The organism is Rhodococcus wratislaviensis (genome assembly GCF_041228765.1).
Taxonomy (GTDB): Bacteria; Actinomycetota; Actinomycetes; order Mycobacteriales; family Mycobacteriaceae; genus Rhodococcus_F; species Rhodococcus_F wratislaviensis.
This window is the reverse complement of record NZ_CP150488.1, coordinates 296,617-309,804: the sequence shown is the minus strand read 5'-3', so window position 1 is coordinate 309,804 and position 13,188 is coordinate 296,617. Positions and strand designations below refer to the sequence as shown.

16 protein-coding genes and 3 tRNA genes are annotated in these 13,188 nt (G+C 67.9%); 9 read left to right on the top strand and 10 right to left on the bottom strand.

The genetic code is table 11. From position 1 onward, the window contains the following. Positions 1-32: 32 nt before the first annotated feature. A complete protein-coding gene (locus WKC72_RS01450; RefSeq protein ID WP_370181534.1) occupies positions 33-1,028 on the bottom strand; it encodes an NAD(P)H-quinone oxidoreductase in 996 nt (331 codons plus the stop codon). 122 nt (positions 1,029-1,150) lie between these two features. Here WKC72_RS01450 and WKC72_RS01445 point away from each other — a divergent pair, with 122 nt between their 5' ends. Further along, on the top strand, positions 1,151-1,633 hold the full coding sequence (locus WKC72_RS01445; protein WP_005248780.1) for a MarR family winged helix-turn-helix transcriptional regulator: 483 nt from the start codon (positions 1,151-1,153) through the stop codon (positions 1,631-1,633). A 42-nt stretch (positions 1,634-1,675) separates the two neighbouring features. Next, a tRNA-Ser gene (locus tag WKC72_RS01440) sits at positions 1,676-1,763 on the top strand. Positions 1,764-1,817: 54 nt separating this feature from the next. Here WKC72_RS01440 and WKC72_RS01435 read toward each other — a convergent pair. From WKC72_RS01435 to WKC72_RS01420, 4 genes are read right to left on the bottom strand one after another with little or no spacing between them, the layout of a single operon-like run. Continuing rightward, the gene (locus WKC72_RS01435) at positions 1,818-2,180 is read right to left on the bottom strand and encodes a TfoX/Sxy family protein (RefSeq protein ID WP_370181533.1); all 363 of its coding nucleotides are present in this window, start codon (positions 2,178-2,180) and stop codon (positions 1,818-1,820) included. 3 nt (positions 2,181-2,183) lie between these two features. Then, entirely contained in the window at positions 2,184-2,975 is a 792-nt protein-coding gene (locus tag WKC72_RS01430; RefSeq protein WP_370181532.1) for a VOC family protein, read from the bottom strand. Between the two features lie 24 nt (positions 2,976-2,999). Then, positions 3,000-3,983, bottom strand: a complete 984-nt coding sequence (locus WKC72_RS01425) for a TIGR03086 family metal-binding protein (protein ID WP_268791969.1) — start codon at positions 3,981-3,983, stop codon at positions 3,000-3,002. After that, the gene (locus WKC72_RS01420; RefSeq protein ID WP_370181531.1) at positions 3,983-4,249 is read right to left on the bottom strand and encodes an ArsR/SmtB family transcription factor; all 267 of its coding nucleotides are present in this window, start codon (positions 4,247-4,249) and stop codon (positions 3,983-3,985) included. Before WKC72_RS01420 ends, WKC72_RS01425 begins: the two co-directional genes overlap by 1 nt. A 142-nt stretch (positions 4,250-4,391) precedes the next feature. On the opposite strand from WKC72_RS01420, the gene WKC72_RS01415 reads away from it, so the two are divergent. After that, positions 4,392-5,024, top strand: coding sequence for a maleylpyruvate isomerase family mycothiol-dependent enzyme (locus WKC72_RS01415; protein WP_037228094.1), 633 nt, complete (start codon positions 4,392-4,394; stop codon positions 5,022-5,024). A gap of 250 nt (positions 5,025-5,274) precedes the next feature. Further along, entirely contained in the window at positions 5,275-6,276 is a 1,002-nt protein-coding gene (locus WKC72_RS01410; RefSeq protein ID WP_370181530.1) for an alpha/beta hydrolase, read from the top strand. A gap of 8 nt (positions 6,277-6,284) precedes the next feature. Here the strand turns inward: WKC72_RS01410 and WKC72_RS01405 are convergent, their stop codons facing one another. Beyond that, positions 6,285-7,985 (bottom strand): bifunctional UDP-sugar hydrolase/5'-nucleotidase, encoded by a 1,701-nt coding sequence (locus WKC72_RS01405; protein WP_370181529.1) that lies wholly within the window; start codon positions 7,983-7,985, stop codon positions 6,285-6,287. Positions 7,986-8,074: 89 nt separating this feature from the next. Continuing rightward, complete coding sequence (gene hisC / locus WKC72_RS01400; RefSeq protein WP_037228421.1) at positions 8,075-9,151, bottom strand: histidinol-phosphate transaminase; 1,077 nt, start codon at positions 9,149-9,151, stop codon at positions 8,075-8,077. 61 nt (positions 9,152-9,212) lie between these two features. Here hisC and WKC72_RS01395 point away from each other — a divergent pair, with 61 nt between their 5' ends. From WKC72_RS01395 to WKC72_RS01385, 3 genes are all read left to right on the top strand, one after another. Then, positions 9,213-9,938 (top strand): dienelactone hydrolase family protein, encoded by a 726-nt coding sequence (locus tag WKC72_RS01395; protein WP_037228087.1) that lies wholly within the window; start codon positions 9,213-9,215, stop codon positions 9,936-9,938. 99 nt (positions 9,939-10,037) lie between these two features. Continuing rightward, positions 10,038-10,129 (top strand) — tRNA-Ser (locus WKC72_RS01390). Positions 10,130-10,174: 45 nt separating this feature from the next. Continuing rightward, a tRNA-Arg gene (locus WKC72_RS01385) sits at positions 10,175-10,247 on the top strand. Positions 10,248-10,306: 59 nt separating this feature from the next. On the opposite strand, the gene WKC72_RS01380 is transcribed toward WKC72_RS01385, so the two are convergent. Further along, entirely contained in the window at positions 10,307-10,780 is a 474-nt protein-coding gene (locus WKC72_RS01380; protein WP_370181528.1) for an ArsI/CadI family heavy metal resistance metalloenzyme, read from the bottom strand. Positions 10,781-10,873: 93 nt separating this feature from the next. Between WKC72_RS01380 and WKC72_RS01375 the strand changes: the two genes are divergently transcribed. Next, positions 10,874-11,233, top strand: a complete 360-nt coding sequence (locus tag WKC72_RS01375; RefSeq protein ID WP_268791966.1) for an Rv2640c family ArsR-like transcriptional regulator — start codon at positions 10,874-10,876, stop codon at positions 11,231-11,233. 16 nt (positions 11,234-11,249) lie between these two features. On the opposite strand, the gene WKC72_RS01370 is transcribed toward WKC72_RS01375, so the two are convergent. Both WKC72_RS01370 and WKC72_RS01365 read right to left on the bottom strand, forming a co-directional pair. Then, a complete protein-coding gene (locus WKC72_RS01370) occupies positions 11,250-11,723 on the bottom strand; it encodes a hypothetical protein (protein WP_052032922.1) in 474 nt (157 codons plus the stop codon). 86 nt (positions 11,724-11,809) lie between these two features. Continuing rightward, positions 11,810-12,175: a nuclear transport factor 2 family protein gene (locus WKC72_RS01365; RefSeq protein ID WP_370181527.1), complete on the bottom strand. Its 366-nt coding sequence runs from the start codon at positions 12,173-12,175 to the stop codon at positions 11,810-11,812. Between the two features lie 100 nt (positions 12,176-12,275). Between WKC72_RS01365 and WKC72_RS01360 the strand changes: the two genes are divergently transcribed. Next, positions 12,276-13,184, top strand: a complete 909-nt coding sequence (locus WKC72_RS01360) for a LysR family transcriptional regulator (RefSeq protein WP_370181526.1) — start codon at positions 12,276-12,278, stop codon at positions 13,182-13,184. Positions 13,185-13,188: the final 4 nt, after the last annotated feature.

Below are 13,188 nucleotides of genomic sequence, written 5' to 3'. Positions count from 1 at the left end.
CACATCGGGCGACGACGGCAGCCGGCCGACCGTCAGTTCCGCGGGATCGTCAGGATCACCTTGCCGACGGTGTCCGCCGAGTCCAGCAGTTCGTGCCCGCGCGGCGCCTCGGTGATGGGCAGTTCCGCCGAGACGATGGGATGGACCGCGCCCTCGGCGATCAGCGGCCACAGCCGCTTGCGGACGTCGGCGACGATGTCGGCCTTGCCCTCGTGTCCCGACTCGGCCCGCCCCCGCAGTCCGGCCGCCGTCACGTGGCCGCGCTTGGACAGCAACTTGCCGAGGTCCAGTTCGCCCTTCCGCCCGCCCTGCATGCCGATGACGACGAGCCGGCCGTCGGCGGCGAGCACGTCGACGTTGCGGTCGAGGTACGAGCCACCCATGTTGTCGAGAATCACGTCGGCGCCGTGTCCGTCGGTCGCCTTGCGGATCTCGTCGACGAAATCGGCCTCGCGGTAGTTGACGAGGATGTCGGCGCCGAGTTCGCGGCAGCGCACCAGCTTCTCCTCGGAGCCGGCGGTGACGGCCACCCGGGCCCCCAGCGCGACGCCCACCTGGATGGCGTGCGTGCCGATGCCGCCGCCACCGCCGTGCACCAGCAGTACGTCGCCGCGGGACAAGCCGGCGCCCATCACGACGTTCGACCACACCGTGCACGCGACCTCCGGCAGTGACGCGGCGACGAGCAGGTCGACCCCTTCGGGGAGTGGGAGAAGCTGCGACGCGGGGACGGCCACCTTCTCCGCGTATCCGCCGCCGGCCAGCAGCGCGCACACCTGGTCGCCGACGGACCACCCCGACACTCCCTCGCCGAGTTCGGCGATCGTGCCGGAACATTCGAGCCCGAGGACGTCGCTGGCTCCGGGCGGCGGGGGATAGAACCCCTGACGCTGCAACAGGTCGGCGCGGTTGACGGCCGTCGCGGCGACGTCGAGGAGGACGTGACCGGGTGGGAGTTCCGGGTCCGGCTGCTCCGCCCATTTCATGACTTCGGGGCCGCCCGGTTGATCGATCGTGATCGCATACATGGGGACGACGCTAGCGAAATGCGTCGTCGCCCGGTGGCGGTGACCGATCACAGCGGCGCGCTCGGCGTTCCGGGGGCCGCACGCTACTGGAAAGTAATGTCGCACTACTAGACTGTGAACCTGTGACAGCAGAAACCTCCGACGCCGAAGCCGCGACCAATTGGTTGACCCCGGCCGAGATGCGCGCCTGGCGCGGGTACATGGACGGCAACCAGCGGCTGATGGACGTCCTCAACCGGGATCTGCAGGAGAAACACGATCTGTCCCTGGCGGATTACCGCATTCTGGTGCTGCTGTCCGAGTCGCCGGACGGTTCGCTGCGCATGAGTGATCTCGCGGACGGCGTCCTGTCCTCCCGTAGCCGCCTCACCCACCAGATCCGGCGGATGGAAGCGCAGGGCATGGTCACCCGCGACACGTGCCTCGAGGACGGCCGCGGCGTGCTCGCCGTCATCACCGACGAAGGTCGCGCCCGGCTGGCCGAAGCGGCCCCCACCCATGTGGCCGGGGTGCGCAGCAACCTCGTCGATCTGCTCACCAAGTCTCAGCTGAAGGTCCTCGCCGAGGTGTTCGAACGCGTCGACAAGGCCATCGGCGACCGCTGACCGGTTGCCCGCCGGCGCCTGGGTACCGATAAGATCGCCCACGGAAGCGTGGCAGAGCGGCCGAATGCACTCGCCTTGAAAGCGAGCGTCGTGAAAGCGACCGGGGGTTCAAATCCCTCCGCTTCCGCCAACAACCGGCAGCCCTGATCTGGTTTCTCTCCAGGTCAGGGCTGCCGGCGTTTGTTCACTTCTTCCGGGGTTTCGGCTGCTTCGGCGGCAGTGCGGCGATCTCGGCGATCGCCCGTTCCACCCACGGTGTGGCGCGGTCCGGGGTGCCGCGCCACCGGTCCGGCAGGGCCAGGTACTCGCGCATCGGCTTTTCGCCCGGACCGAACGGGCCGGCACCGTCGGACGACGCCAGCTCGTCCCTCGCCTGCTCGGTGAGCAGCCGGACCCCGACTTTCGGTCCGAGGAGCCCGGCGAACATGTTGCCGTTGACGAACGCGCCCAGGTTGCCGAACATCGGCTTCACCTCGACGCCGGGGACGTCGGGGATCAGGGACCGGAAGAACTGTTTGTCCTCCTCGGAGGGTTTCGGCATCTTCACTGTCTAGGATTCCTGACGTTCCTCGGGCGTCATGATGCTGAAGATCGCGCCCTGCGGGTCGGTGACGGCGGCCATGCGGCCGACGGTGGGGATGTCCATCGCTTCTTCGACGATCGTGCCGCCGAGTTCGACGACCTTCGCAGCGCTGGCGTCGACGTCGTCGACGGCGAAGTACACCCGCCAGTGGTTCGGTGTGCCGGGCTTCATCGGCTCACCGCATCCGCCGACCTGGTCGTCGCCCACCTCCAACAGCGTGTAGGTGTACTCCGGTCCCATCGACATCTTCGACGAGGTGATCCCGAAGACGCTGTTGTAGAACGCGAGCGCCTTCTCCACGTCGCCGGTGTTCAGTTCGTTCCACAGGCAGGCGCCCGGGTCGCCGACGAGGGTGGCGCCGATGTGCTTGTTCGCCTGCCACAATCCGACGGCCGCCCCGGTGGGGTCGGTGACGAAGGACATGCGGCCCGCTTCCCCCACGTCGAACGCCGGCATCAGAACCTGGCCGCCTGCGCCGGGGACCTTCGCGAGCGTCGCGTCGACGTCGTCGACTGCGATGTAGGTGTTCCAGTTCGCCGGCGCCCCGGCCGCGGCCGCGTCGGGTTGTAGTGGCGCAATGGCGGCGACGTTCTCGCCGCGCACGGTGGCCATCGAGTAGACGGGGCCTTCGGGCATCGGCCGGTCGTCGTACTCCCAGCCGAGCAGTTCCGCATAGAACTTCTTGGCGGCGTCCTGATCGCTGGTTTGGAGGTCTACCCAGTCCGGTGTTCCCTGGGCGTATTCCGACTTGATGGGCATGACTGGACCTTTCCGTGTGAGGTGTCAGACCGCCGGGACGGGGTGGCGGCCGGTGTAGGCGATGAGCCGGGTGACCGCGTCGCTGGTGTGTGGGGCGGGTACGGGGTCGTCGAACCCGACGGCCTTCCTGCCTTCGGGCGTGATGATCTTGTGGGTCAGCGACAGCACGTATTCGGCGAGAGGCTCGGACACGGCGACCTCGCCTCCGATCGCTGCCGCGAAATCCCAGGCGTGAACGAGGAATTCGATGGAGAGGATCCCGGTGGCGACAGTGGCGGGGATGTCATTCGGCCCGATCGTCACCGTGCCGTCCAGGCCGCGACTGCGCCACGCCTCCAGCGCGGGTTGGGCGAGGTCGGCGATTCTGGCCTCGACGGGTTTGCCGGGGTCGTCGTCGAACGTCGCGCCCGCCGCGCCGCCGAGGGCGGTGATCGAACCGACGAGATGATCGGCGAGCTGCGAGACGGTGAACTCGGTGCACGCCGTCTGCTTGGACATGTCGTCGGCCGTGACGTCGCGCAGGACACGTTGCACGACGGCCAATGTCGCCTCGGCGCTGGACAGTTCGTCGAGCGGATCCGGAACGGCCGCCCAGTCGTCGGGCCCGGCGTCGCTCCTCTGCGCGGCGACGACGAGACGGTCGAGGTAATGGTTCCAGCCCTCCGCGTGGCGGACAGCCTGTTCTTCGGTGAGCCCGTCGTGCACGAGTCGCACCTCGGTCCCGCCGGCGGTGGGGGTGAGAGTCACCGTCACGGTGGACGATCCCGGTGGGAGTTCGTCGTCGCCTTCCCATCCCCACGTGTACACCACCCGCTTGCCGGGGACGATCTCACGGAAAGTGCCCGCGGCCGAATGCCCGGGAACGACGGTCCACCGGTACTCGCCGCCTGCCTGCAGGTCGACGCGGGCCGCGACGGTCTGCCATCGCCGCAATCGTTCCGGTCGGGTGACGAGGTCGAACGTGGCGTCCGGGTCCAGCGGGACGACGACGGTCTTGTCGAATGGCATCAGCTGTCTCCTTTGGAAGCTGCTTCCTCGGTGGCGTCCGCGACGAGGCGGTCGAGTTCGTCGATCCAGAAGGAGTCGAACAACGTGCGAAGTTGCGCGAGTCCCTGCGGGTCGAGCCGGTAGTACCTGAAGCGTCCGTCCTTACGCGCAGTGACCAGTCCGGCCTCGGTGAGCACCCGGAGATGTTGCGAGATCGCCGACCGGCTCGCGGGGAAGTGTGCGGCGAGGTTGTTGACGGTCTGTTCACCTGATGTCAGCAGTTGCATGAGGCGTCTCCGGGTGGGCTCAGCTGCGACTTCCAACTGATCGAGCACGATCAATACGTTAGTCGTGGCTAACACGTTGTGCAATGGGTCTCGCCGCAGCGGTCGTGAGGTGGGAGAATTCAAAGCGACGAGGGAGTGAGAAATGACAACGTCAAGCCCCTGGCCCACGATTCACGACGAACGCCGCGCACTGGTGGACGACCTCGAACCGCTGACCGATACACAGTGGTCGACGCCGTCGCTCTGCGAGCGGTGGACCGTGCGGGACGTGTTCGCGCACATGACGGCGACGGAGAAGATGACGCCGCCGAAGTTCGTCGGAAAACTCGTCGGGTCGGGATTCCGGATCAACACCATGTTCGAGAAGGACATCGCACACGAGGAGGAAGGAACACCGGCGGAGTCGCTCGACGAGTTCCGGGCGCACATGGGTGACTCCACGCATCCGCCCGGCCCGATCGACGCCATGCTGGGCGAGATGATCGTCCACGGCGAGGACATCCGCCGACCGCTCGGCATCGCACACGAGTACCCGATGGACGCAGTCGTCCGCGTCGCCGACTTCTACAAGAACTCGAACCTGCTGATCGGGTCGAAATCCCGGGTCGCGGGACTGACGTTGCGGGCAACCGACACCGACTGGTCCACCGGATCGGGTCCCGAGGTGTCCGGCCCGATGCTGGCGCTCGTGCTGGCGATGACGGGTCGCCGCGCCGCCCTCGACGAACTCGGCGGCGACGGTCTCGACCAGCTGAAGTCCGCCCTGCCCAAGTAACGGCCCGGCATCCACACGCACCCCTTCTGCCTAGCCGCACCCGTATCAGCCCCAGAAGGGGTGCGGCTGCGTGAGACGGGTGCGTCTGTCGAGGCGGATGAGCCGGGACGACCGGCAGCGGACCGTGATGACTACAACGTGATCACGCTGGGGCACACAGCTGTCACAAAACCTCTAAGCTCTTGTTGACCGGACGCATTTTGTACTGTGCAATCGGGGTCCACACAGTCCGGGGAAGAGGGATTTCTTTATGCGTCGCGAAGCATTGGCTGCCGTCGGTCTGGCAGTGTCACTGACCCTCATGGGGCCGGCGTTCACTGCGGTGGCCGATCCGGTGCCTGCTCCGGTCGCGCCTCCGGGAAGTGGCGTCGCGAGAGTCGACAAGATCGTCCCGCTCACCGACACCCGTAGTGCCGTGTTCATCAATTCCCCCGCCATGGGCCGCGTCGTGCAGGTGCAGGTACTGCATCCCGCCGGTGGCGGGGCGAGGCCGTCGCTGTACCTGCTCGACGGGGTCAGCGCCGGCGCCGAGTCGGACTTCCGGGAGAGCACCTGGACGCAGAAGACGGACGTGGTCCAGTTCTTCGCCGACAAGAAGGTCAACGTGGTGCTCCCGGTGGGCGGCACCGCCAGCTACTACACCGACTGGCAGCAGCCCGACCCCACGCTGGGTGTCAACAAGTGGGAGACGTTCCTGGCCAACGAACTCCCGCCGATCATCGACAAGAACTTCAGCGGCAACGGCGTCAACGCCGTCGCGGGTGTGTCGATGGGCGCGATGGGCGCCGCCAACCTCGTCACCCGGCATCCGCAGCTCTACCGCGGACTCGCCGCCTACAGCGGATGCCTCGACAACTCCCAGCCCAGCTCGCGGGACTCGGTGCGGGGCACGGTCGCGTTCAAGGGCGGAAACCCGGCCAACATGTGGGGGCCCGACACCGATCCGGCTTGGACCGCGCACGACCCCTCGGTGAACGCCGAAGCCCTGCGGGGCAAGCAGATCTACATCTCGACAGGCAACGGGCTCCCCGGACCGTACGAGATCAGCGGAGACATCGCGTCCACGATCGCGGTGGGCGGCCCCCTCGAGGCGGCGGCGAACGTCTGCACGCAGACGTTCCAGCAGCGGATGTCCCAGCTCGCGATCCCGGCGACGTTCGTCTACCGCAACGTCGGCACCCATTCGTGGCCGTACTGGCAGGACGAACTGCGCACCTCGTGGCCCGTCCTGAAGAGTGCGCTCGGCGTCTGACGGCGTTCCTATCCGACCACCGTGATCCGGTCGGTGTTCGGCGGCGGCACCGGTGAATTCGTCCCCAGGTAGGCCGTGAAGGCGTCGAGGTCGCAGCCCGCGTGCACGGCCTCGGCGCGGGTGCGGAAGGCGTCGAAGCCGTCGCCGCCGTCGGCGAGGAACTTGTTGACGGCCACCCGGTAGGTGCCGTCGGGGACGACGGCGCCGCCGTTCACGCGAATGCCCGAGATGCGTTCGCCGACAGTCGCCGAACGGTTCATGGTGTACGTCAGCGAACTCGACGGGGCGAGGATCCGCTCCGTGATCGTGCCGTCTCCCCGCGGCTGGAACTGCTGCTCCAGCGCAGCTTTCAGAGTCGCGCCGGTGACCGCCAGGACCTCGAGGGTGTTGCCGAAGGGTTGAGCGGCGTAGGTCTGCCCGTAGGTGACGGCGCCCTCCGGGCCCCGCAGCAGATCCTCGCGGAGCCCGCCGGGGTTGGTGAGTGCCACCTGGGCGCCGTGCCCGGACCCCGCCGCAAGCTGGGCGTCGGCGACGACGTTGCCGAGGGTGGACTCGCCGCTGCCGGTCTCGTCGCGGGTGAGGTCGCCCGTCAACGACGCCACGCGCGCCGCACCGATCTCGGCGGCCTGAGCGGCCGCACCGTCGGCGAGCGCCTGGATGCCGGGGTCCGACGGGATGTCGTGGGTGACCACCTGGTTGAACGCCGACGCGCGGTCGCGCAGGACGTCGCGGGTGGTGCGGTCGATCGACACGTCGACCACCGAGACGATGCGGCCGTGCGACGCGCCCTGCATCATGACGCGCGGGTTGCCCAGCGGGTCGGGAAACGAGCAGTTGTACTGCTGGTGGCTGTCGGCCGTGAAGATGACGTCGACCTTCGGGGATGCCCGCAGCGCGAGGTCGCGTGCGGGTCCGGATGTCACCTCGCACGAGTTGGGGCCGTTGTCGGCGACGGGTTCGGCCCCCTTGTGCATCAGCAGCACGATGGCCCGCACGCCGAAGAAGTCGAGGAGGTCCGCGGTCCGGTCGACGGCGGCGAGTTCGTCCGTGAAGCGCAGACCGCCGACCCCCTCCATGGTCACCATTGTTGCGGTGTCGGCGGGCATGGTCGCGATGACCCCGACCGGGATTCCCTCGACGTAGTCGACGGTGAACGGCAGGGTCGCGGGCGCGCCGTCGTCGAACTCCATGTTCGCCGCGAGGAGCGGGAAGTTCGCGCCCTCGAACGTGTTTCCGAACCGGCAGCCGTCGGCGGGATGGCAGCCACCGGTCTGCATGCGCCGGAACTCCGGGTAGCCCTCGTCGAGTTCGTGATTGCCGATCGCGGATGCGTCGACGCCCATCCTGTTGAGCAGTTGCACGGTCGGTTCGTCGTGGAACATCGCGGATTCGAGCGCCGACGACCCCCAGTTGTCACCCACCGAATACAGCAGTGAATGGGTCGCCTGGCCGCGCAGCTGGTCGACGTATGCAGCGAGGTAGGCGGCGCCGCCGGCCGGGACCAGCGAGCCGTCGGCGTGCTTCACCTGACTGCGGACGCCCGGCGGCGGCTCGAGGCTGCCGTGGAGGTCGTTGAAGGCGAGGAGCCGGACGGAGACCGGAGCGTCCTGCGCCTGCGCCGCGGACAGACCCGACGTCACCGAGATCGCCAGCGCCATCGCGAGTCCGGCAGCAGGCACAGCTGTGCGGAGCGCGGCGCGGCGACGCATGTAGGGGCTCCCTTCGGCAAAACCTCACTGAGTCTGCCAACAGGGAGTCACGGGCGTTATACCCGTGGGTAACGTTTACGTCTCGAGCGTTACGCCCGGACCGCGACGTTCGCGATCGAGCGTGCCTCGGTGCTCGTCGCGAAGGCGAGAAACGCGTCGTTCTCCTCGGGGTCGCCGATCGTGATCCGCACCCCGTCGTCGCCGTACGGGCGCAGCAGCACACCGGCCTCGGCGCTGGCGGCGGCGAACGCCCCGGAGTGGGCGCCCAACGGGAGATAGACGAAGTTGGCGGCCGATTCGGGCACCTCGTACCCGGCGGCGAGCAGGGCGTCGCGCACCCGGCCCCGCTCGGCGACGACGCCGTCCGTGCGTGCCAGAAGTTCTCCGGACGCGGCCAGCGACGCGATGGCGGCGGCCTGCGCGACGGCATTGACCGCGAACGCGATGTGCACCTTGGTCAGCGCGGTGACGACCGCGGGATCGGCGACCGCGTACCCCACGCGGATGCCGGCGAGGCCGTACGCCTTGGAGAACGTGCGTAGCACCACCACGTTGGGGCGTCCGCGGAACAGTTCGATGCCGTCGGCGTCGGACCGGCTGTACTCGAAGTAAGCCTCGTCGAGGGCCACCAGGACGTCGGCGGGCACGGCGTCGAGGAACCGCTCGAGTTCGGCCTTCGTCAGCGCGTTGCCGGTGGGGTTGTTCGGGTTGCAGACGAAGATCAGCCGGGTGCGGTCCGTGATCGCGGCCAGCATCGCGTCGAGGTCGTGACCGTGGTCGGCGGTCAGGGGAACCTTGACGGGTGTTGCCCCGGCCACCTGCGTGACCACGGGGTAGGCCTCGAACGACCGCCACGCGAAGATGACCTCGTCACCGTCGTTGCACGTGGCCTGCACCAACTCCTGGCACAGGCTCACCGAACCGCAACCCGCGGCGATGTTCTCGGTGGCCACCCCGAGGTGGTCGGCGAGTGCCGCGATCAGGGCGACATGGCCGTTGTCCGGGTAGCGGTTGGCGTTGGCGGCGGCGTCCGCGATGGCGTCGCGCACACTCGGCAACGGGCCCAGCGTGGTCTCGTTGCTCGCCAGCTTGATCGCGCCCGGAAAGTTCTTGCCGGGGATGTAAGCCGGGATCGTGTCGAGGTCTGCCCTGGTTCGCGGAGTCACCAGGCGATTATGCGCCTCCCGATCCACTGCGCCGACGCCCCCTTCGTGCCAAGGTAGGGACATGTCGGGATTCTTCAGGGACAGTGCAGCCCTGCGGACGTCCGGAGACGCGCCGGAAAACCCTCAGTTGCGTGTTCCGCTCACCGCGGTGGAGCCGGACGGTCCGGCGCGGGGCGGGATCGTGGTCCTGCACGAGTCGCGTACCTTCAGCGAACCTCTCCTCGATCTGATGCGCTCGTTCGCGATGGAGGGGTGGGTGACGGTGGCGCCGCACCTCTTCCACCGGGAACCGGCGCCGAGCGATGTCGAGGTGTTCGGCGACGCCCTGTTCGCCGACTTCGACGCCACCTTCGACTGGCTGATCGCGCGGGGCATCTACGCCGACTGCGTCGGGGTGCTGGGTTTCGACGACGCCGGGACCGCCGCCCTGCTCGTCGCCACGACGCGTCCCGTCGGCGCCGCCGTGAGTGTTGCCGCCCGCGGGATCGTCGAGCCGTTGTCGGATGACGCGCCTGCGCTGGTGCACGCCGCCCCCGACCTGAAGGCCCCGTGGCTCGGTCTGTACGGGGAGGACGATCCGTCCACGCCGCCCGATCAGGTCGAGTTGCTGCGCGACGCCACCGCCAAGTCCGACGTCGCGGGGCTCGTCGTGAGTTACGCCGGTCTTGCGCACCGAGCCGACGAACCGCCTCAGGTACTCGACGGCAGGGACGACGATCCGGGTGCCCAGGCCATCGTCGACGCGCAGCGGCGGATCTTCGACTGGTTCGACAGCCACCTGCGATAAAGCGGCCATCCTTACGCTCTGACCAGCCGTTTTGCCTTTGTGGTGGAAAGGTGTGTAATCTTTCGCACCGGCGGTCCGAAGGGATCGGAACCACCCCAGGGAGGCGTGCCAGAGCGGCCGAATGGGACTCACTGCTAATGAGTTGTCCCTTTTACGAGGGACCGGAGGTTCAAATCCTCTCGCCTCCGCCACACCGGGCCTAGTCGGCCGGTGCAAGCTAGACAACTGAAGAACATGCGCCCGTAGCTCAACGGATAGAGCACTTGACTACGGATCAAGAGGTTAGGGGTTCGAATCCCTTCGGGCGCACAAAGAAACCCCGTCAACTGCAGCGATGCAGGTGGCGGGGTTTCTCTTTGCCGGTCCGGCTAGCAGCAGGACGTGCCCGCGGTGGCCTTCTCCCCGTCCGCGGTGGTGCCGCAGCAGGTGGCCCCCTCGGCGTCGGTGTCGAGGTGCCCGGGGCTCGACCCGAACGTCTCGGAGTCGGCGAGGACGGTGTAGACCTCCCACTTCTCGCCTGCGGGGCCGGTGACCCACACCTTGTCCTGGGTCGCGAAGCAACAGGTGGTGCCGATCTCCTCGTCGGTGAACAGGCCTTCCCCGGTCAGCCGCGCGATCTCCTCGTGGACCTGGGCGCTCGATTCGACCTCGACCCCGAGGTGGTTGATGGTGCCGCCCGCGCCGGGGTTCTCGAGCAGCACCAGCTTGAGGGGTGGCTGCGCGATGGCGAAGTTCGCGTATCCCGGCTTCAGTTTCGCCGGTGGGGTAGCGAACAGTTTCGAGTAGAACGTGACTGCTTCCTCCAGATTGTCGACATTGAGGGCGAGTTGGACGCGGGACATGACAACCTCCACCTGTGTGACATATATCGAATTACTTGTCTTCACAGAATCCCACCTTTTTGACATATGTCAAGGAGCTGGGAGGATGGGCTCATGCCCAAGACGTTGCCGGTCGTAGATGTCTCCGCACCGATCTGCTGCGCGCCCGTCTCGGCCGCCCCGATGACCGACGAGGCCGCTCTGCACCTGGCGTTGCGCCTCAAGGCGCTGGCCGACCCGGTCCGCATCAAGCTGATGTCGATCCTGCTGACCGCGAGCGACGGCGAGGTGTGCACGTGCGATCTCGCGACCGGCGTGGGCCTGTCCGAATCGACCGTCAGTCACCACCTCGGCCAGCTCAAGAAGGCGGGAATGGTCCAGTCCGTCCGCCGCGGCATGAACGTCTTCTACAGTGCGCGGACGGACGCCCTCGACGCACTGCGAGTGGTCCTCGACCCCCACTGCTGCGCCTGAGGCCGACCGGGACCGGTCAGGACGTTCGCGTGCTCGATTCGAGACCGATCGTGGTGGTTGTCGAACCGAGACCGATCCGTGGCCAGCCGGCGGTGACTGCGATGAACCCCGATGTGGGTATCGCGTCCAGCCAGTAGTTCGGCTCGGTCCGGTACTCGGGTGGCCCGCTCCGGCACGGCTTCGCCGCCGCCGCCGGATGGTAGGGGTCGGCCTCGCCTTCGATGTCGTCGACGCGCGCCCGCACCGAGAGATAGGACCACCGCGTCGAGGGATCGTCGGGATCGGACAGCGAGCGGGTCTCGTACTGCGCCAACTCCGCGGGCCTGCCCGTCGCCGTCAGGGCCATCCGGAGGTGGAGGCCGTCCGGGAATGCCACGACCTCGAACAGCTCGAGCGTGAGGTGGTCTTCACTCGTGAGGAGCAGGGGGCCGTGCACCCGGTGTCCTCCGGTGGTGGGTGGTGCTACTGCCGGCCAACGCGGTCTGCGCATGACCCCTATAGTCCCACCGATCCGAATGCAGATGCAATGGTGGACAACGAAGTTCATGCCGTGTAGGGGCCGGAGCAGCCGTGACCTCAGCTGGTGGGCGGGACGAACTCCGGTTGGTCGAGGAGTCGGAGCCAGGTTCCGTCCGGTTGCCTGCGGACGACCTGCGCCCGCGCGCCGGATCCGTCCTTGGGTGGGGTGGACGTCAGTGCGATGTCGTCACTGATCAGCGTGGGGAGCGGCGTTTCCGGTTCGAAGTGCGGCGCGTTCGCGAGTACCGACTCCCACAGTTTCTGGATGGCTGCCCGGCCGACCGTCCGGCTGCCGGGCGGATATGCCATGACGGCGTCCTCCTCGTACAGGGCGGCAACTCCGGCCGCGTCGCCGGCATTGCTGCGCTCGACGAACAGCCGGGTGAGGTCTTCGGGGTTCAGGGCCTTCTCGTAGTCGGACACGGGAATCCTTTCGTGGGCGAACTGCTGTCACTTCCCAGGATGGTGTCGACGCAACCGGAAGTCCAACAGATAGTTCTGCTGACAACTAGAATTACTGCTTATGGAACTGAGGCAGCTCGAGTACTTCGTCGCGGTCGCCGAGGAAGCGAACTTCACCCGCGCCGCGGAACGCGTCCACATCAGCCAGTCGGGGATCAGCGCGCAGATCCGGCAGCTCGAGCACGACCTCGGCGCGACGCTCATCGACCGGTCGAGCCGGACCGCGACGCTCACGTCCGCGGGGGAAGCGGCGCTCGTGCACGCGCGTGCCGCACTCGCCTCGGCCGACGCGATGCGGCAGGCCGTGGACGAGGTGAACCAGCTGATCCGGGGCCGGCTCGTCGTCGGGATGGTCACCGCCTGCACGGTGAAACCGCTGTTCGACGCACTGTCCGCGTTCCACGTCGCGCACCCCGGGATCGAGATCACGCTGACCGAGGACAGTTCCGACCGCCTCGTCGAACGGGTCCGCGCCGGTGCGATCGATCTCGCTCTCGTCGGCACCGCGACGGCCCCGCCGGAAGGGTTGGACGCCTTCCCGATCATCAGCGAGGGGCTGGTCGCGGCGGTGCCGCCCGGGCACCCGCTGGCCGGGCGTTCGCGCGTCACCCTGGCCGAACTCGCCGACCATGCGATCGTATGTATGCCGACCGGAACGGGGATCCGGACAGTATTCGACCAGGCGTGTGCGGCGGCCGGCCTCCGCCCGGACATCGCCCTGCAGGCGAGTGCGCCGGACGCCGTCGCCGACCTCGCGATCCGCGGACTGGGAGTCGCCGTCCTCAGCGAGTCGATGGCGACGGATTACCGAGGCCGGTTGACGGCGGTCCCCCTGGACGACGTCGACATCCCGGCCGTGCTCGCGCTGGTCTGGAAGAGTCCCGCGGGTCCCGCGCTCCGCGAACTCGTCCAGCACACCCGCCGCTCCTTCGGGGACGTGCAGACCGCACCGGCCGCGGTCGGCGGGTGAACCC